The 18,364-nt window shown below is 43.1% G+C and carries 15 protein-coding genes and 1 tRNA gene; 9 read left to right on the forward strand and 7 right to left on the reverse strand.

The genetic code is table 11. The features are described 5' to 3' along the window. Positions 1 to 131 precede the first annotated feature (131 nt). Positions 132 to 208 (forward strand) — tRNA-Val (locus C505_RS0115905). A 126-nt stretch (positions 209 to 334) separates the two neighbouring features. On the opposite strand, the gene C505_RS24975 is transcribed toward C505_RS0115905, so the two are convergent. The 3 genes from C505_RS24975 to C505_RS0115920 form a co-directional block, all read right to left on the reverse strand. Beyond that, a complete protein-coding gene (locus C505_RS24975) occupies positions 335 to 649 on the reverse strand; it encodes a DUF4870 family protein (RefSeq protein ID WP_018693627.1) in 315 nt (104 codons plus the stop codon). Between the two features lie 114 nt (positions 650 to 763). Next, entirely contained in the window at positions 764 to 2,344 is a 1,581-nt protein-coding gene (locus C505_RS0115915; protein WP_018693628.1) for a BCCT family transporter, read from the reverse strand. 371 nt (positions 2,345 to 2,715) lie between these two features. Then, positions 2,716 to 3,678, reverse strand: a complete 963-nt coding sequence (locus C505_RS0115920; protein ID WP_157369114.1) for a hypothetical protein — start codon at positions 3,676 to 3,678, stop codon at positions 2,716 to 2,718. 244 nt (positions 3,679 to 3,922) lie between these two features. Between C505_RS0115920 and C505_RS0115925 the strand changes: the two genes are divergently transcribed. The 5 genes from C505_RS0115925 (at position 3,923) to fecE (ending at position 9,789) form a co-directional block, all read left to right on the forward strand. Further along, positions 3,923 to 6,070, forward strand: coding sequence for a TonB-dependent receptor (locus tag C505_RS0115925; protein WP_018693630.1), 2,148 nt, complete (start codon positions 3,923 to 3,925; stop codon positions 6,068 to 6,070). Positions 6,071 to 6,224: 154 nt separating this feature from the next. After that, positions 6,225 to 7,010: a Fe(3+) dicitrate ABC transporter substrate-binding protein gene (locus tag C505_RS0115930; protein WP_211215087.1), complete on the forward strand. Its 786-nt coding sequence runs from the start codon at positions 6,225 to 6,227 to the stop codon at positions 7,008 to 7,010. A 13-nt stretch (positions 7,011 to 7,023) separates the two neighbouring features. Further along, positions 7,024 to 8,064 carry a FecCD family ABC transporter permease gene (locus C505_RS0115935; RefSeq protein ID WP_051090619.1) on the forward strand — a complete coding sequence of 347 codons (1,041 nt, stop codon included), beginning with the start codon at positions 7,024 to 7,026 and terminating at the stop codon, positions 8,062 to 8,064. Beyond that, positions 8,051 to 9,016, forward strand: coding sequence for a FecCD family ABC transporter permease (locus C505_RS0115940; protein WP_169337057.1), 966 nt, complete (start codon positions 8,051 to 8,053; stop codon positions 9,014 to 9,016). Before C505_RS0115935 ends, C505_RS0115940 begins: the two co-directional genes overlap by 14 nt. Before the next feature lie 2 nt (positions 9,017 to 9,018). Beyond that, the gene (fecE, locus tag C505_RS0115945) at positions 9,019 to 9,789 is read left to right on the forward strand and encodes a Fe(3+) dicitrate ABC transporter ATP-binding protein FecE (RefSeq protein WP_018693634.1); all 771 of its coding nucleotides are present in this window, start codon (positions 9,019 to 9,021) and stop codon (positions 9,787 to 9,789) included. A 65-nt stretch (positions 9,790 to 9,854) separates the two neighbouring features. Here fecE and C505_RS22670 read toward each other — a convergent pair whose 3' ends face one another. Continuing rightward, positions 9,855 to 11,618 carry a PKD domain-containing protein gene (locus tag C505_RS22670; protein WP_018693635.1) on the reverse strand — a complete coding sequence of 588 codons (1,764 nt, stop codon included), beginning with the start codon at positions 11,616 to 11,618 and terminating at the stop codon, positions 9,855 to 9,857. A 360-nt stretch (positions 11,619 to 11,978) separates the two neighbouring features. On the opposite strand from C505_RS22670, the gene recD reads away from it, so the two are divergent. From recD to C505_RS0115965, 3 genes are all read left to right on the forward strand, one after another. Further along, positions 11,979 to 13,907, forward strand: coding sequence for an exodeoxyribonuclease V subunit alpha (gene recD / locus C505_RS0115955; protein ID WP_083938370.1), 1,929 nt, complete (start codon positions 11,979 to 11,981; stop codon positions 13,905 to 13,907). Positions 13,908 to 14,222: 315 nt separating this feature from the next. Beyond that, positions 14,223 to 15,182, forward strand: coding sequence for a TDT family transporter (locus tag C505_RS0115960; RefSeq protein ID WP_018693637.1), 960 nt, complete (start codon positions 14,223 to 14,225; stop codon positions 15,180 to 15,182). Between the two features lie 193 nt (positions 15,183 to 15,375). Further along, entirely contained in the window at positions 15,376 to 15,669 is a 294-nt protein-coding gene (locus C505_RS0115965) for a hypothetical protein (RefSeq protein WP_018693638.1), read from the forward strand. Positions 15,670 to 15,756: 87 nt separating this feature from the next. Here C505_RS0115965 and bioD read toward each other — a convergent pair whose 3' ends face one another. From bioD to C505_RS0115980, 3 genes are read right to left on the reverse strand one after another with little or no spacing between them, the layout of a single operon-like run. Next, positions 15,757 to 16,425: a dethiobiotin synthase gene (gene bioD, locus C505_RS0115970; protein ID WP_018693639.1), complete on the reverse strand. Its 669-nt coding sequence runs from the start codon at positions 16,423 to 16,425 to the stop codon at positions 15,757 to 15,759. Position 16,426: 1 nt separating this feature from the next. Next, complete coding sequence (gene bioC / locus C505_RS22675) at positions 16,427 to 17,194, reverse strand: malonyl-ACP O-methyltransferase BioC (RefSeq protein ID WP_018693640.1); 768 nt, start codon at positions 17,192 to 17,194, stop codon at positions 16,427 to 16,429. Further along, positions 17,172 to 18,359 (reverse strand): aminotransferase class I/II-fold pyridoxal phosphate-dependent enzyme, encoded by a 1,188-nt coding sequence (locus C505_RS0115980; protein WP_018693641.1) that lies wholly within the window; start codon positions 18,357 to 18,359, stop codon positions 17,172 to 17,174. Before C505_RS0115980 ends, bioC begins: the two co-directional genes overlap by 23 nt. Between the last annotated feature and the right edge of the window lie 5 nt (positions 18,360 to 18,364).

Here is an 18,364-nt window from a genome sequence, read left to right on the forward strand (position 1 = left end):
CCGTTTTGGTTCTTTTCCAAGCAAACGACTCTTAAATCACAACTTTTTTAATTTTAAACATTGCAATCCACAGGATGGATCGCTAACATACGCCGCATCTGAAGCATAGTACTTCAGAGATTCTTCAGGATGCGTCCGTAGCTCAGTTGGTTAGAGCGCTGCCTTGACATGGCAGAGGTCGGTAGTTCGAGTCTACTCGGACGCACCAGTTTTACACTTCAAATTCAATCACTTATAATCATCATTTCAAATACCAGAAAACCCGGTGGTAAAACTGTGGTAAAACCGAGCCAAAATGAATTGCTCCTTTGGTGACTCAAGGCCATTATTCAATTCATGGATATTTAAAGTGATTCATGAAGTCAGAGCTGGGTTTTTGATTACCAACCCAAAAGAAAATACCAATGATTAAAGTGGCATAGCCGAACAGACACCATACCAGAGAACCCCCAAAAGTTCTGATTTGCCAGCGAAAATGCGACTCAACGAATGTATTTCTCACATCGTTTTGCTTGACGTAATTGATGATTACAGCGATGAGAAATGTGAAGGGGATGAGGAATGATGTCGCTTGTAAACCATAAACGATATTGGCGTATTTCGTTGGCGATATTTTTGATTCGTTTTGATTTGTATTCTTTTGTTCCATTCTCTTTCCATAGGCGTAAAGCTCAACTCGATTAGGCGGGGACTTTAGCACCCTGCTTTGGGGAAGTAAATGTACACATCCTGCCGAAACGAAATGCATCGGCAGGATGACTTTTTATTCATACAAAGCTTGTTCAGTTCTCAACCCCTTGATAAGGCTGAAACACATCAACAGCAGGACGACAGTGAATGGCAGACCTGTCGCGACAACACCAGATTGTAATGCCTGAAGGGCTTCTTTACCCCCAACCCATAGCATCACTGCTGCAATGGCGCCTTCGACTGTTGCCCAGAATATCCGTTGTGGCACAGGGACATCCATTTTTCCGCCGGATGTGATGCTGTCGATAACCAGAGACCCGGAGTCAGAAGATGTGATAAAGAAGATAAGAACCAATGCAATTGAGATCACAGAAATCAATGTGCTCATGGGTAATTGGTCATATACATGGAATAGGGTGAGTGATACGTCAGTGATCCCCTTAGTGCCAAGTTCGCCCACTTGATTGACGACCTGATCTAGTGCAATTCCACCAAATACAGACATCCAGATGAGCGTCATCAGTGTTGGGACTGCAACGACGCACAGGAGGAATTCGCGCACAGTTCTACCCTTTGATACGCGCGCAATAAACATACCGACGAATGGTGACCACGAGATCCACCATGCCCAATAAAAGACGGTCCAGCCATGCATCCAAGTGGTGTCTTCTCGACCATGTGGCACACTCAGCGGAATGAGGTTTCCTAAATACGCAAAAAGTGTTTCTGGGATTGAACTGAATGCAATGTCCAGACTGACAGCAATGACGAAAAGGATAAGTAGGGCAGCAAATACCATATTCATGTTACTGAGTACTTTCACACCACCATGGATCCCGCGTGCGACTGAGAAGCTAGCAATCAGTGTGACAAAGGCAATCACGATCAGTTGTGTGGAAATACCACTATCAATACCAAAGACATGATTTAGTCCACTCGCTGCTTGTTGTGCGCCTAATCCTAGTGAGGTTGCCAACCCAAATAAAGTGGCAAGAACAGCGAGGATATCAATGATATGTCCAAGCCAACCCCATGCGCGATCACCAAAAATAGGATAGAAAACGGAACGAATAGAAAGCGGAAGTCCTTTATTAAATGCAAAATAGGCAAGGGATAGGGCAACTATGGCATAGATTGCCCAACCATGGATCCCCCAGTGGAACATCGTGGCGCCCATTGCTAACGATTTTGCGTCTGAGGTATGCGCTTCCACATTGAATGGTGTGCCATACCAGTTTGTTAAATAGGCAGTAGGTTCTGCAACACTCCAGAATAATAATCCAATCCCCATTCCTGCCGCAAATAACATCGATAGCCAAGATAAGGTTGAATGTTCTGGTTTCGCATCTTTCCCACCGATCCGAACCTTGCCGAGTGGCGAGAGTATCAGCACAAACGTGAATAGGACAAAGAAGTTTGTTGCCCACATAAAGAAGCTATCAAAGTTCATCATGATGCTGCTTTTGAGGCTGTTGAGGGACTCTTTTGCCACTGTAGGATCAGTCAAAAGAAGCGCACAAAGAAAAACAAGTATCAATGTCGCACTGACGCCAAATACTGGGTTGTGGATATCAAATCCCCATTTTTGAATATTGTCCTGACCAACCTGATAATCGGTCGTTTCAATACTGTATTTCTTAATTGTATTTTCCATAAAAAGCAGACCTACTTACTTTAGTTCACAATACATTTTTGAGTTCAAGGAATGTTGGTTTCGCTTTTTTTAGCAAAAATATTTAGAGAACGAATTAAATTTATGGTGTAAAACCCTAACAAATTTTAGTTTTTAAAGCAATAAAATGAAATTTAATGCGATTTTATTGTGTTTGTTTGATTTATATGATGATGTATTTTTATATGTGGTCTAACTTTATGTCTGATGAATTACTTTGGAAGTGCTTGTGCTCAGTTTACTCAGTGATTGAATGTCAAATGTTTAAATGAGTTCAATGTGTGTCCTTTTTGTAAAAGGGCCACACATCATCTTAAAGTCATGATGAGGCCCTAGTTCCTCTACATAGCGACTTATTTTTTCAACGTGCATAGCACATACAAGCTTCTTAAAAAGAAAATGAGAGGAATTGTTGGAATACCGAAACATGCAATCAGCAGGTATCGGTCTTCTTCAATATTGAAGGGATAATTTGCAATGAGGAAAATACTTGCAACAAAACAAATAGGAATAAAATTTTTGATGTAATAGATAGGCGGGGAATTCAAATTATAATCAAGCGATCGAACAGAAACACTGCGTGAATACTCCATCTGTAATTGGTGTGTTTTACAAAGGTTTTGTATCAATTGATTCACTGTTTTGCGAGAAGAAGTGTTATAGATAACACGCTTACCGGGAAGAGTATAAACAGAGTAATAGTAACTCTCACCGTTGCCATCGCTGCCTCGAGAAATATATTGAGATAAACAGAGATGAGTTGTGTCATCAGCGAAAGTATTTTTGTCCGTACCTTCTTGAACTGTTGTGTCATCAGAATAGATATCTTTTGAATTGAGCAAATTCATAGCGTTTTTCAGGCCAAAAAGTAAAAACACGCCAGCAATCAGAAAAGAAATTAAATGTGGTATGAGTAACAGAGCACTAAGACTTATCCCAAGGCCAATTAGCGCATTTCTTAAATAAGTCATTGGTGTATGGTTGAAATCATAGTGATAGGATCCACCAGATACTTTATCACTAAAGGTGATGGAAACATCTTTTTCTTGACTTAGCTTTTCTAGATATTCATTCATCGCTTCTCGATCTGTTGTTTGAAAAGCTAATTGTTCAACAGTCATTGTCCAGGCGTAATAATAGCTATTGTCATAAGAGACAAACAGCTTCTCTTTGTCTTGAATATTCTCTATAGGAACAGGCTCAAATCGTTGATTCATGCTATCCACTACTTTCTGAATGCTTTCGAATTTTTCTTGGAGCGTTGGTTGGTTTTGAATTTTGGAGACTTCGCTTTGCAAATATTGTTGAATGTTCATGAGGAATACATCTACCATAACTGTTTAAAAATTGAGCAGATGTATTATATGGAAATTTTAAAACCTTGTTTGTAAAAAAGTGTCAGCATTTTAAATCTCTGATTATTAAGTGCTATCTCAAAAATGTCATAAGAGGCATTTACATTTAACTTAATCTATTAAGAAAAATAAATGATAATAGTTTGTATTTCATGTAGGCTATACGAAAAATTAATTAGATTCGCTAACATTTTGGGTTGTTGTTATGTTGTTCCGTCCCGTCGTATTTCACCTAAGCCTTCTCGCTCTTTCCGTTCAATCTGCCTATGCAAGTGAATTGCCGCAATCAGCCAATGAGTCAATCGAGAGAATTGAAGTCACTGCAACGCGATATGCCAAAGAACCACATAAAAGTCCTGGCGCAATTTCTGTGATTCAACAAGAAGAGTTAGCACAGCAGTTCTCGATATCAGATGATGTCTCCGATTTGTTAGGGAAGCTTGTACCAGGCATGACACCAAGTCGTCAGAAGTTATCGAATCAAGGTGAAAACCTAAGAGGTCGTACAGCGCTAATTCTGGTTGACGGTGTGCCACAAAATAACCCGCTTCGAAACGGAAATCGATATGGCTATCCACTTGACGGGACGCGCATTGAACGTGTTGAAGTGATTGCAGGTGCAAGTGCACTGTATGGGATGGGGGCGACAGGCGGGATCATTAACTATGTGACGCAGTCTGCACAGCCAGGTGACCATTGGAAGCAAACCATTGGAACACGTTTGAGTTCTAGCTTTAAGCATGATGGTCATGGTTCCAAGCTATTTTATAAAGTCAGCCAATATGATGAAAAATATCAAGTACTCTTCTCTACAGCTTGGCAAGATCAGGGCTTATTTTACGATGGAGAAGGGCGTGCTGTCGGGATGAATTCGATTCAAGGAGAGATTCAGGACTCGACCTCTCAAGATTTTTTCTTAAAAGCGGGCTACCACATGACTGATACGCAATTTGTTGATTTTTCTGCATCACGCTATCAGTTAAAAAGTAAAGAAAATTATGTGGGCGTGCCTGGGAATTATAAAACAGGAGTACCAGGGAGTGTTCGAGTAGGCAACCCAGATGGTGAAGCAATCGAAAACCAAGTCACAGCGTACAGCATTGGGTATCGCCATGAGGATTTCGCTGGTGGAGAAATCCAGCTTAAATTATTCCAGCAGGCGTTTCATGCGATTTATGGGCAAGCTAGCTGGTGGCCAATGGCGGATAAAAAAACAGATCAGGGACAAATCGAGTCACAAAAACATGGTTTTCAAATGAGCTATCACGCCCAAGAACTCATGAGCATTGATGCTGAGTGGGTCATTGGGTTGGATGGACTGAAAGATAAAACTGCCCAGACACTCCTGCAAACAGGGATGAATGTCACCCCTTGGATGTCATACCAAAGCATAGCGCCATTTATACAAGGAGACTTCAGGCTTTTTGATGATCTGCAATTCTCAGCAGGACTTCGATTTGAAAGTATTCTCGTGGATGTTCAGGATAGTCAAACTTTGTATTCTTACGGAAATGCTGGACAACACCAGGTCTCAGTGATTGGTGGTAAACAACGATTTCTGCAGGCTGTGTATAACTTAGGTTTGATTTATGAATGGACGGATCGTTTGAGTACATTTGCAGCCTATAACCAAGGCTTCGGTTTGCCAGATATCGGCCGTACACTTCGAGGTAAGTGGGTTGGTCATAAAAACCCAGAGGCGATAAAAGATATCCCCATTGACTTTCATTCGATGCCAGCCGTTGCACCAGTGGTTACCGACAACTATGAAGTTGGTGTCCATTATTTAACGGATAAATGGCAGTTCTCTGCGAGTACTTATCTTTCCATTGCGAAAGATGGTGCCAATTTACAACTCAATGAAGGCGGCACTTATGATGTGACACGTCAACGCACCGATATCCGAGGGGTTGAAGCAAACTTCAGGTACACATGGGTGGAAGGCACATCATTTCATGCATTATTCAGCCATATGAATGGAGAAGTGGATACAAATCAGAATGGTCAAACAGACGCTGACATTGATTTGAGAAATATGTCTCCTGATCGCTTATATGCTGCTTTTGAGCATCAGCTGAGTGATGCGCTTCAAGGGCAAGTTCAGTACAACTACCTCTTTGATAAATCCAAGTCATCCTCCAATGCTGGAAAAGCTCAGTCTTTCGATGGGTATGGCCTTCTTGATATCAATGCACATCTCAGCCTCAATCAGCATGGCAGACTGAGTTTTGGGATCCAAAATGTGTTGAACCGTCAGTATATCAACTACTTCAGTCAGGTTCGTCAACATAACCATTATTATTTCTCAGGCCGTGGTCGAACATTCTCACTCAGTTATGCCATTGATTTTTAATTACTGCTATCGATCAGAATATTGTGTCGGGTTGTTTTACATGGGATTTGACGAGCACAGTGGGAAAAGAGAGTTGAAACGCCTACTTTTAGGATTCATTTCGGCTTTTATTTTGACACTGTCTACACAGGTTGCCGCCACAGAAGAGAGGGCAATGCGGATTGTTGCCCTTGAGTTTTCCTTTGTGGATGCATTGGCGTCTGTTGGGGTTTCTCCAGTTGGAATTGCAGATGATCAGAAACCTGAAAAAATGATTGATGCTGTTCGCGAGCGAATTCAGCCGTGGACGTCAGTTGGGTTACGCTCTCAACCGAGCTTGGAAGTGATCGCGCAGTTACAACCCGATTTAATTATTGCTGATTCGGGGCGGCACCGGTCAGTAGAAGTAAGGCTGTCTGAGATTGCAAAAACAATATTTGTGAAGAGTAAAGGAGAGTCATACGAAGAAAATCTTCAATCTGCACTCATCATTGGCAAAGCGATTCAAAAAGAAGAAGCAATGAAAACCCGGATTGCCAAGCATAGACGATTTATGGCAGCAATTGATCTTCAATGTGACAATCATGAAACATTTCAATTTGCGGTGGCGACGGAGCATGGGGTTTGGCTCCATGGACCAGGGTCCTATGCTGGTGGTGTACTTCATCAGTTAGGACTCAAAAGCCCAATTCCTAAGATCACGCAGCCAGCTTATCTTCAAGTCAATTTCGAATCCATGCTTTATTACAACCCTGATTGGCTGTTGGTTGGTGAATATCACCCACGAAATATGTTCGTGCAATGGCAGAAAAGTGAATTATCTCGGTTTCTTAAAGCAAATAAATATCATCAACTACTTCATGTTGACGCATCGTTATGGTCACTGAGTCGAGGAATGATTGCTGCGGAGCAGATTGCTGTGAATGTGAGGCGAATTTTGGAGTCTCGTTGTGGGAAATAAGCAGCAAATCTTCATGAGCCAAAGAACGGAAAGTATCGAAATATGGGGACAAAAAGGGAAAATAAGCTTGATGTTTTGCATGGCTTTTGGATTGTGTATATATGGAATTTTAGCTTCCCTGACTGGCTGGTCGAGCTTTCATTTTCAGCTCCATGATTTGTTACGCCTTTGGCAAGAAGTCAATCCGCATGACATGACACAACAGGTGTTACGCTATTTAAGAGCACCAAGAACATTATGCAGTTTGCTCATTGGCAGCAATCTCGCAATCGCTGGTGTTTTGATGCAGGCATTGACACGAAATCCACTTGCATCACCGTCGGTTCTTGGTGTGAATGCAGGCGCTGCCTGTGCGATCACTTTAGCGAGCCTCTCGATCCCTATCTTTGGTGAAATATCTGTACTCGTCGCTGCACTTGTTGGGGCTGCAATTGTTGGGGTTGCAGTCATGATTTTGGGAGGCATTTTTCAACCCAATACATCACCGCTTCGTTTAATACTGGCAGGTATTGCAATGGGGATGTTTCTGATGGGGGTGACACGATTCGCTGTGATTTTATCCGATGAGCAAGCCTATTCCATGTTGCAATGGCTAGCGGGAACACTCTCCAATACAACTTGGCATGACTGGGCCATGCTATGGCCTTGTAGTTTGGCGGGATCGGTTCTCGCTTTGAGTATTGTAAGAAAGCTAAATTTACTCATGCTCGGGGAGAAAATGGCACAAGCCCTTGGGACGAATTTAATCCAGCTTCGGATCTTGGCTTGCTTGAGTATTTTGCTCCTCAGTGCTGTCAGTGTTGCCGTCGCTGGCCCTATTGGTTTTGTTGGGCTATTGATCCCGCATATTGCAAGAAAGCTCGTTGGGCATTCGCTGCTTCTTTTACTTCCAATGAGTGCAATTCTTGGCGCTGGTTTATTGACATGTGCAGATGCTATATCCAGGGGAGTCAGCTATCCAACCGAAACGCCCGTAGGGCTAATTACCGCCCTGATAGGAACGCCATGCTTTCTTTTAATTGTTTTAAAAAGGCGAAATGATGCCTCTGCTTAAGTTATCAATGTTGAGTGGGTTGTTATTGTTGGGTATCTGTATGGGGTGCTTCATCGGGGCCGCCAATATTTCGATAGATGAAATCGCATTTTTTGTCTTTACGAATGAAGGGAGCACATCTGTCATATGGGAATACCGCATACCAAGAGCATTGTTAGCGATTGGTGTCGGGGCTGGCTTAGGTGTTGCGGGGGCGCTGACTCAGGGGGTGTTTCGGAATCCTCTGGCTTCTCCTGATTTAATGGGCGTGAGTGCGGGTGCTGGGCTCGCAGCAACAAGTGTCGTTCTATTTTATCCAGAATCATCGAACGAATTTTTGATGATAGCGGCGATTTTTGGCGGCTTTGTTGGTGCCGGAGCGATCATTATTCTTGCTCAGCTATTTTCGGCACAAACGGTACAATTCGCGTTGATTGGGGTAGCGCTGAGTGCATTTTTAGCAAGCTGTATTGATTTTTTGGTGATGACTCATCCGGGCGAGATCAATGCGGCGATGATTTGGCTCACTGGCAGTTTATGGGGAAGGGGCTGGGAACACATTCCTTATTTATGGGGAAGTCTTCTTGTGTTTCTATTGATTGCACTGATGATTACTTGGAAAATGGAAGCGATATCTCTGGGTGATGAAGCCGCAGTATCACTCGGAATCAAGCCACAACAATTCCGTCTGTTTACGTTGGGTATCGTTGTGATTTTATCGAGTCTGAGTATTTCCGTCTGTGGCACAATGAGTTTTGTGGGACTTCTCGCGCCGCATGTTGCTCGGCTGATGTTTCGGTCGAACTTTCGAGTCATTGTCCTAGCATCTGCGCTCATTGGTGGGTTATTGGTTTTAATGGCAGATCTATTGGCTCGGGGAATTCAGCCACCGCTGGAAATCCCCGCTGGCATCATGACGTCCCTCATCGGTGCTCCTTACTTTATTTTTCTTTTACAGCGTGGAAAAGTTTGAGCATGATGTTGAGTGCGAAAAATCTAACGGTCGGTTATGGTGACCGGACAATTCTAAATGATCTATCAATTGACATACCATCAAATAAGGTTACTGCCTTCATTGGGCCAAATGGGTGTGGGAAGTCAACATTGTTAAAAACGCTCTCACGAGTCATTCAGCCAAAACATGGTAGTATTGAATTGGATGGGAAGTCTTTTCAGCATTATTCAGAGAAACAACTGGCAAAAAAAATATCATTACTACCACAGGTCCTCCACGCACCAGAAGGCATGACAGTGAGAAAACTTGTTACGCTAGGTCGCACACCATACTTGTCTTTTTTAGGTCGGTTATCTGAGGTTGACCATGAGCATGTCACAAATGCAATCAAAAACGCTGGTGTGGAAGCTATCGCTGATCACTTTGTTGATGCGCTTTCTGGAGGACAAAGGCAACGCGTCTGGATAGCGATGATCTTGGCACAAGACACCCCAATCGTCATGCTGGATGAACCAACAACCTATTTAGATTTATCCCATCAAGTGGCTTTAATGCAGCTGATCCGAGCAATGAACAATCAAGGGAAAACGGTTGTTACAGTTCTGCATGATTTGAACCAGGCATGTCGTTATTGCGACCACCTTATCGTGATGAAAGACGGGAAAGTGATCACGCAAGGTATGCCAGAAGCAGTGATGAATCGATCGTTACTCAAGTCTGTATTTGATTTGGATGCAGAGATTTTCCAAGATCCGATTGCACAATCTCCGATGTGTGTGTCGCTTTTCTGAACCATGAAATCGTCATAAAAAAAACCCCAGCGAACCGGGGCTTTCGTTTGGTTGAGGTTCTTTTCTTATTCAGAAGGGTTTCTGTATTCGCCCATCAAAGTCATGCCGTTATAGCTTCTCCAGCCATAAACCATGATATGGTAAGTTCCCGCTTTTGGATTTTCAATCACACAGTTTTCTGTGTTACTTGAATTCCATGAGCGGCAGTTGTAGCGGCTCCGTGTTGGTTTCTCATCAAACTTCACATACAGGTCAGCATCGCCCGTGCCTTCATGCATTGTGAATTTCACTTTATCAACACCTTCTGGCACATACATGGTGTAGTAAGTTGCTTCACGGCGTTTGCCTTTCAAGCCAGTAACTGGAACACCATTTTCAAGCTCATTATCTTGGCGGCGACCAACATGGACAGTTTTCTTTTTCGTCCCCGTCGCATCTTTATCGTCTTTAACCGTTAATGTGACTTCATAATCGCCATCCGCAGCAAAATCATGCGTGACCATTTTGCCTTCAGCAGTTGAGCCATCACCGAAGTCCCAGCTGTAAGCTGCGATTGTGCCGTCAGCATCCGAAGAAGCACTTGCATCGAAGGAACAAGAAAGCTCACTACACTGATATGCAAATTTAGCGACTGGCTTTTGATTATCTGTGCCGCCAAAGCTATCATCTGGGATCTGGTTGTTGAAGAAACTGGCAACTTTTGGCCAAATTAGCTCCATACGAACCCCAGAGTTATGGCAACCACCATAGTGGTGAAGCGCGATAACACCATGGGTATCTTTTGCGAATACTGGTGAGCCAGATGAACCACCCTCTGTGTCACAATAGTAACCTGCGTCATTGGTCCTGATGTTGGCTGCATCGATTTTACATTTGCCGTCGTTGCTTTGGTCGTTTTCAATACCCAGCTCTTTTAAGCGGCCACCTGGATGTTGGGCAATGTAAATTTCTTCGCCTTCAACAGGCGCTCTTGGATCAAGACCAAGATAACCAAACTGCTCAACTTGCTCCAGATTGTTGACGGAGAAGAGGGTATAGTCCAATCCTGCATTTGTATCGAGTAGCTCTTTACCTGATACTTTAACAGGCGTTGCTTGCTGTCCATCACAACTATCTTTTTGGTAGTTGTACATGACTTCTGTATTTGCAGTTGAGTTTTGTGTAGAAATACAGTGGTTGTTGGTAAAGAAGTGGTTCCCCCCACCAACACGCCAACCTGTACATAAGCCATTGCCAAATAGCAGGCGAACAACAGGTTGTGTGCGTTTGAATGCTTCAGGTTCACTCTCTGCGTAACATGCGACTGCTTTTTTGTTGTCTTGGCCGCAAATCGACTCTGGGCCGACGTCATCCATGCCATTTTCACGGATCAAACGATCAATCTCTTGGTCACTTTTACCTTGCATGTAATAGTCGACATCGATGCGTGGCATGACTTCTGCGCCAGGGCGGCTTTGACCAATTAAGCGTACAATCGCAGTATCCCCTGTAATGGACATACTTGAGAAGCTTGTTACGCCGTTATCACCTGCTTTCGCATCATAGGTTTTTGGTGTGTTCAGCCCAGGTCCATAATGATATTTTTCTGTTCCTTCTGGGTTGGACACTTCCACAACCATACCTTGTGGGACGACCAAATTTTTAAAGTGAACTTTAATAAATGATGCTTTTTCTTTCGAAAATACAAGTGGCTTGTTGATCGAAAGGTTTTCTCTTATTTCTGGTTGCACGTCGATTTTATCTGCAACAATGATTGGTTTCAAAGCGGCTGCCTGCAGCGCAGAAGAGGCAAAAATCGCCACTAAACTACTGATGATTGTTTTTTTCATTTTTATTCTTCCTAACTGTGGTTTGGGAGTTCCCTAGGGTACGTTTAGCTTTCATGAATTCATTTCAATCGGTGAAAGATAAACACCTCCTTTCACTGACCTGTTTTCTCTTAAACAGGAACAGCTAATTGATAGATATACCATAAAAAAATCACAAATCGATACTTTCTTTTCACTTAACTTACTCATTCATAAGATTTTTTAATAAAAAAATATCAAAGATAATTACTGTTGCGATATAAGTCTGAAGGAAGGTTGACCCATTATAGGGGCAATATAAAACCATGGTATGATTCGCAATACTTCGATTATTAATATTCATCTATTCAAAAGAATTTTTTTGGATTTAGTGTGCAATAGATGCGTATAATTCTTCGTTTCGATACATCGAAGTACTGGAGAAATATGCACCTGCTTGACTGGCTCCATCAAGAAAATCTGATCCGCGCCATCGATCATCATTTAGGTCTTTTTATTGCGCAGGTCGACTCGTCACAGTATCGCATTCCTGTGAGTGTTGCTGCTGCATGGGTCAGCCAGGCGCTTGGACAGCAACATACCTGTATCCTGTTGGATGAACTGGTGAATTTATCACGAAATCATCTTTCATTGCGTGCGTTACCTCAAACCAAAGAAGGATGGCTTGAAGTGTTTCAAGGTGCATCAACGGTGAGCTTTCGACAGGATGAGAGTGAAGAGAGCGACTTCAATCCAGGTAGCAGACAACCTCTTATGTTTTTCAAAGAACGGTTGTACTTGGAACGTTATTGGCAATATGAAACAAAAGTGATTGCACAGATACAAAAGCGCAGTCAGCGCATTCATCCTTTATCCAGCCAGATGAAGTCACGTTTAGAAACACTTTTTCCAGCAACACCTGATATTGATTGGCAAAAAGTTGCTGCGATGCTATCGATGATGTGTGATTTTTCAGTGATCACAGGGGGACCTGGGACTGGGAAGACAACAACAGTGGCCAAGATCCTTGCCTTAATGCTGGAACAGGCACCACACCTGAATATCCGCATTGTTGCACCAACAGGTAAAGCCGCCGCTCGGTTGACAGAATCAATCCGGCAAGCGAAATCTCGATTAGACTGTGATCCAATCATTCTAAGTAAAATGCCTGATGAAGCATCCACAATCCATCGGTTACTTCGTGTGAGAGGAAATACGGGACAATTTTATTTTCATGAAGGTAATCCGCTACATTTGGATGTATTGATCATCGATGAAGCATCCATGATAGATTTGCCCTTAATGGCTAAATTACTCACTGCTTTGCCTGCAAATGCGAAGGTGATCCTACTGGGTGATAAAGATCAGCTTGCTTCAGTAGAAGCGGGGAGTGTACTTGGGGAAATTTGTGCTGGAATTCGTGTTGTCAATGGAAAGTCATGTTTACAACTTTCTTCTGAAATTATCCATGAGCTTTCAAGTATTTTTCCAAACTCGTTTGAGCCTCACTTTGCACCAAATGCCAACGTGAGTAATGGCCTTTGTTTGCTCCAAAAAAGTCACCGATTTGATGCGAACAGTGGAATAGGGCAACTGGCGCGAGCGGTGAACCATCATGATTGGTCGACGATTCAGCAGTTGTATCAGGGTGAGCATCATTTTGACGATATTTGTTGTGAGCCACTCAATACACAAACCTACCAAAAAATGATCGAACAAGCCGTGGAATGTCATGCAAAATATCTGAGGCAACTGTGTCATTTATCCCCGAGAGTGGTATTACAGCAATTTCAAAGATATCAGCTACTTTGTGCGACTCGACAAGGAGACTTCGGTGTTGAAGGCGTAAATCGAGCAATCGAAAAACGTCTGGCACAACAACGCTTCATTTCATTAGACAAGGTCTTTTATGCTGGTCGTCCTGTGATGATCACACAAAACGATTATCAATTAGGGCTGTTTAATGGAGATATTGGCATCATTTTGCCAGATCAGGATGATGAAGGGATTTTGAAAGCATTTTTTATCACGTCGAAAGATGATATCAGAGCGATTTTACCAAATCGATTGCCTGCTCATGAAACGGTTTATGCGATGACCGTTCATAAAAGCCAAGGAAGTGAGTTTGAGCATACTGTGATGTTACTTCCGCCAGTGAAGTATTTTTCACCTGTGATCACACAGGAACTTATCTACACCGGCATCACGCGGGCGAAAGAGAAATTCACTCTTTATGCTGATTTATCGGCATTAAGACAAGGCACTTTTGCAAGAACATTTCGTACATCAGGTCTAGGTGCACGGCTCTATTCTACGTCGAGTATCACATGACAAAGTTGATAGGCAGCTGACTGGTGATACACGATAAGTGGAATTGCCAATGATTTGTCCTTTGCGAAAGGCTTTTATCTGATCGACTTTGAGAAAAACAAAACCAGAGTGCAATAGAATGGTTGGGATAAACAATAATTTCTTAAACAAAAACACAACCCCAAACTCTAAAATGTTTCTCAATATTATCGTGTCTAAAACTTTGGGTTGACATTCGGGGCGCAAATTATATGCATATTTATAAACGTTGTGAGAGGAAAACAGCGTTTATATTGCTCAAATGTCGTATTTGTGGTGGTCGTATTTGAGGTGGTCATGATTGAAAAAACGAAAGCAACAGTGTTAAGAGTACCAACGCCGATGGCCGGTTTGGCGCTTGGGATTGCGAGCTTGGGATGGTGTTGGGAAAATGCGGCTGCTTTGCAGGGGTATGGGCAGTGGCTGACAGCAAGCATTGCGAGTGTTCTTCTCATCATTCTTGCGATGAAGTTTCTGTTTCACCATCACATGCTCAGGCAAGATTTAGCCCACCCTGTTGTCGGAAGTGTGGTTCCTACGTTTGCGATGGGGCTCATGGTTGTTTCTCATTCGCTCAGACAATTTTTAGCGATGGCGGGGGATATGTTGTGGCTCCTTGCCGTGATACTTCACATTGTTTTCCTGCTCAGTTTTTTTTACCACCGAGTTAGAGACTTTTCGCTGCATCAGATGGTGCCCAGTTGGTTTGTTCCTCCTGTAGGGATAATCGTTGCGGATGTGTCGTTTGCGGGGAATCCAGTTCTTGAACCAATCGCACATGGGACTTTAATTTTTGGTATCATTGCCTATGCTATCATGCTGCCAATCATGATTTACCGTTTGATGTTTAATGAAGAAATCCCCGATGTTGCAAAGCCGACCATGGCGATTATGGCGGCACCTGCAAGTTTATCGTTAGCTGGCTACCTCACCGTCACGGCGACCCCTTCACCTGTTATCGTTGCGCTCTTGTTTGGTATTGCAGTGTTGATGACGGCTTGTATCTACGTTGCTTTTTTCAAATTACTGAGATTACCTTTCAGTCCAGCGTATGCTGCATTTACTTTCCCCATGGTCATCGGCGCAACAGCGTTATTCAAACTTGCAAATTGGGTTAAAACACAAGGGCTAAGTGATGAATATGTCCAACAAATCCGTTCTTTGGCCACCTTTGAGCTGATCATCGCAACGTGTGTTGTATTGTACGTAGTGTGTCAATATATCAATCATTTACTCTATCGAAGACAGGGGCATTAACCGATAGAAATTTCCCTAAGTTTTATCACAGATCAAAGAACGAACCATGTTTGAGTACGTCGGGATGACTAGAAGGTGAGCATTCTGTATTAAATCTCGGCGGAAGAACAAGCTTTCTGCGAATAAACTTTTTTATTATGTATAAGCTCGTTAAAATACTGTTTTCCAATGTGATCAGGTGAAATTCCATTTTATGATATTAAACCTTGCCAACAAGCCGCTCGATATTGCACAAACTTATGTGTATCTACCTTCACCGATCCGCGAGTATCTCGATACGTTGCTTGATGCCTTTAATTATGAACCAGAGCAGGAACACGCGGACATTGCTGGGGAGATCGCGGCGCTTGCACTCAATAATCAGCTCGGAAAAAATAATGAACATGTTGTGCCAAAACTGATTTATTTTTCATTACCTATGCCTCAATATAAGCTTGTCTGCCAAGTGTTGAAGGTGAAAGGACTCAAATCAAAGAATGTTATGTAATTCGATTTTTTATGGAAGATTTTATAGGGAAGGTATAGGGGACGCAGTGTGATCCGTCGCTTTTCCAAAAAAAGCGACGAAAGCAGATCAAACGGGAAATTGAATATAGTCAGCTGCAGATTGATCTTGATTCAAATAAGGAACCCGACCCAAACATGGGGCATCAATTCTACTTTTTAAAAACTGATAATTTTCCTCAGCGTACTGCATATGTGGATCAATATGATTTGCAATCCATCCGATTAGTATGCCGCCTTGTTGTTTGATATGCGACACAGTCAGCAGCGCATGGTTTAAGCATCCGAGCTTCATACCAACAACGAGTATAATCGGGAGCTGGTGCGCTACCACCCAATCAGCGAGCGTTTCTTCTTGATTGAGGGGTAACAGCCAGCCGCCAGCGCCTTCAATCAGTTGAAACTGAGCTGGAATTTTTGACCAGTCTTGAATTGATTGATTGAGCAAGCTAATACTGAGTTTCACTTGCTGTTCTTCTGCCGCGATATGTGGTGCAATCGGCGGCTCGAATGCCAATGGGTTGACTGTTTCATAGGGAAGGGGGGTGGATGATGCGTCCATCAGTGCTAATGCATCTGTATTTCTTAGCCCTTGATTAGTCTGTTGACATCCGGCGGAGATAGGTTTCAATCCAACTGCTGTTTTTCCTTGTGATTGAAGTTTTTCCAGTAAACCGCATGTGATCCTGGTTTTTCCACAATCTGTATCTGTACCTGAAATAAATACTCCAAAGGACATCTTATTTTTTTCTCGCACGAATAAAAAGGAGCTGATAGCTGGCTGGGTAACCCTCGGAACAATAGAACTGTGTATAGGCCTGCTCCATTTGCAACCACTTTGATTTTCCCATTAAACCTGATGATTTCCGGCCAGGGATCACATTTGCGCCGAGTAGTTTTAACTCACGTGCAAGCTGCTTTACTGAATCAAAATACAGGGTTTTTTGTTCAGTTTGAGTGTCGTATTTAAATCCATATGCTTCTAATGCCTGGATCAGGTTTGGTGCTGGTTCATACAATAAAGCCTGCCAGTCTGGATCAACCGTTTTCCATGCAGATGCCAGTTCTCGAAGTGTTCCTGGCAGAAGTGTTGCGATGTACATGTCTCCCCCAGGTTTTAACACCCGGACAAATTCTTTAAAAACAGTTGCTGAGGGCTGACACCATTGAAGCATGAGGCTGGAAAAAATACCGTCTATCGATTGGCTTTGAATGGGGAGGTGCATTGCATCGCCCTGTAATACTGACTTAGAGTTTGATTTTGCCTGCTTGAGCATTTCAAAGGACATATCAATACCAATGCACTTTGCGCTAGATTGATACAACTGTTGTGCGCTAGTCCCAGTGCCACAACCGATATCCAACCAAACACCCTGTGGGCTGGTCGGCTGAAAGTTGAGTAACTTTTCACAGGCATACCGCTGGAGAGTCGCGGCACTATCATAACTGTGGGCGGCGCCAGAAAAACTATTGGAAATGATTTGCTTATCCAATGCAGAAAGTGTCATGTACAGCCTCGGATAAAAAGGAGATGAGTTGTTGAATGTCTGCTTCTTGATGGGAAGCCGTGATCGTCACGCGTAAACGCGCGCTTCCAGCAGGGACCGTTGGTGGTAAAACGGCATGGCACCAAAGACCCGCTCGTTTAAGTACTTGGCTCGCAGTTTTTGCTTGTTCATCCGTTTGAAAAATCACAGGCTGAATCGCTGAACTTGCATTCATCAGTGATAAACCGGCCTGTTTCGCGAGTTTTCTAAACGTTTGGATATTTTCACTGAGCTTTTGTTGATGCTCGGACTCTTTTTGCAAGACTTCAATGGCAGTTTGTGTCGCAGCAGCCTGAGGAATCGACATGGCTGTACTGTATATATAAGGTCTGCAAAATTGAATAAAATATTCCTTCACATCAGAGGGGAGCGCCAAACATGCCCCGGATGTTCCGAGCGCTTTACCAAATGTTGCCATATATCCGGTTGCTTCATGAGTTTGTTTACCTGCGGCAGAAATACTTCCACAACCTTGAAGGCCGAGAACACCAAAGCCATGAGCATCATCGATGTACACACACGCCTGATGCTCATCTGCCAAATCGAAAATTTCGGAGATTGGTGCAACGTCCCCATCCATGCTGAATACACCTTCTGTAGCGATCAGCTTGTTTGACCCAGATTGTAACAACCGCTGCTTTAAATGAGCCAGGTCATTGTGACGAAATCGTTTCATTTGTCCTGGCAGTGCCATGCCGGCATCAATCATGGAAGCATGGTTGAGCTTGTCTTGGATCAGTGTTGTTTCTGCTGAGACCATCGTTTTAATAAAAGCTTGGTTTGCAGAAAAGCCACAATTGAACAACAAGACATCTTGGACATTTAAAAAATCGCATAGCGTTTCTTCTAACGACGCATGGGCAGCATGATATCCCGTAATGAGGGGTGAACCACCACTGCCAAGGCCCTCAGACATCGCAGCATTTTGCCAGGATTGAATAATCGCTGGGTGGCAGCTAAAACCGAGATAATCGTTTGAAGAGAAATTAAGGTATTTTTTCCCATCAACCCAGAGGTACTGAGGAGAATCAGAGTCACGTTTGATTACCTGACGTTGTCTGAATTGATGGGTACCACGCCTTTGCTCAACGGCTTGTTTTTGCTGGCGATTGAGGTGCTGTTTCAACGTCC

The organism is Algicola sagamiensis DSM 14643 (assembly GCF_000374485.1).
GTDB lineage: Bacteria > Pseudomonadota > Gammaproteobacteria > Enterobacterales > Alteromonadaceae > Algicola > Algicola sagamiensis.

What these genes read in the sequence shown, in the direction of transcription:
- C505_RS0115940 (WP_169337057.1), top strand. Translation starts at nt 8,051, where the DNA reads ATGCCTCTGCTTAAGTTATCAATGTTGAGTGGGTTGTTATTGTTGGGT.
- fecE (WP_018693634.1), top strand. Translation starts at nt 9,019, where the DNA reads ATGATGTTGAGTGCGAAAAATCTAACGGTCGGTTATGGTGACCGGACA.
- C505_RS0115920 (WP_157369114.1), bottom strand. Translation starts at nt 3,678, where the DNA reads ATGAACATTCAACAATATTTGCAAAGCGAAGTCTCCAAAATTCAAAAC.
- C505_RS0115960 (WP_018693637.1), top strand. Translation starts at nt 14,223, where the DNA reads ATGATTGAAAAAACGAAAGCAACAGTGTTAAGAGTACCAACGCCGATG.
- C505_RS0115965 (WP_018693638.1), top strand. Translation starts at nt 15,376, where the DNA reads ATGATATTAAACCTTGCCAACAAGCCGCTCGATATTGCACAAACTTAT.
- C505_RS24975 (WP_018693627.1), bottom strand. Translation starts at nt 649, where the DNA reads ATGGAACAAAAGAATACAAATCAAAACGAATCAAAAATATCGCCAACG.
- bioD (WP_018693639.1), bottom strand. Translation starts at nt 16,425, where the DNA reads ATGTCCTTTGGAGTATTTATTTCAGGTACAGATACAGATTGTGGAAAA.
- C505_RS22670 (WP_018693635.1), bottom strand. Translation starts at nt 11,618, where the DNA reads ATGAAAAAAACAATCATCAGTAGTTTAGTGGCGATTTTTGCCTCTTCT.
- C505_RS0115930 (WP_211215087.1), top strand. Translation starts at nt 6,225, where the DNA reads ATGCGGATTGTTGCCCTTGAGTTTTCCTTTGTGGATGCATTGGCGTCT.
- recD (WP_083938370.1), top strand. Translation starts at nt 11,979, where the DNA reads ATGCGTATAATTCTTCGTTTCGATACATCGAAGTACTGGAGAAATATG.
- C505_RS0115935 (WP_051090619.1), top strand. Translation starts at nt 7,024, where the DNA reads ATGAGCCAAAGAACGGAAAGTATCGAAATATGGGGACAAAAAGGGAAA.
- C505_RS0115925 (WP_018693630.1), top strand. Translation starts at nt 3,923, where the DNA reads ATGTTGTTCCGTCCCGTCGTATTTCACCTAAGCCTTCTCGCTCTTTCC.
- bioC (WP_018693640.1), bottom strand. Translation starts at nt 17,194, where the DNA reads ATGACACTTTCTGCATTGGATAAGCAAATCATTTCCAATAGTTTTTCT.
- C505_RS0115915 (WP_018693628.1), bottom strand. Translation starts at nt 2,344, where the DNA reads ATGGAAAATACAATTAAGAAATACAGTATTGAAACGACCGATTATCAG.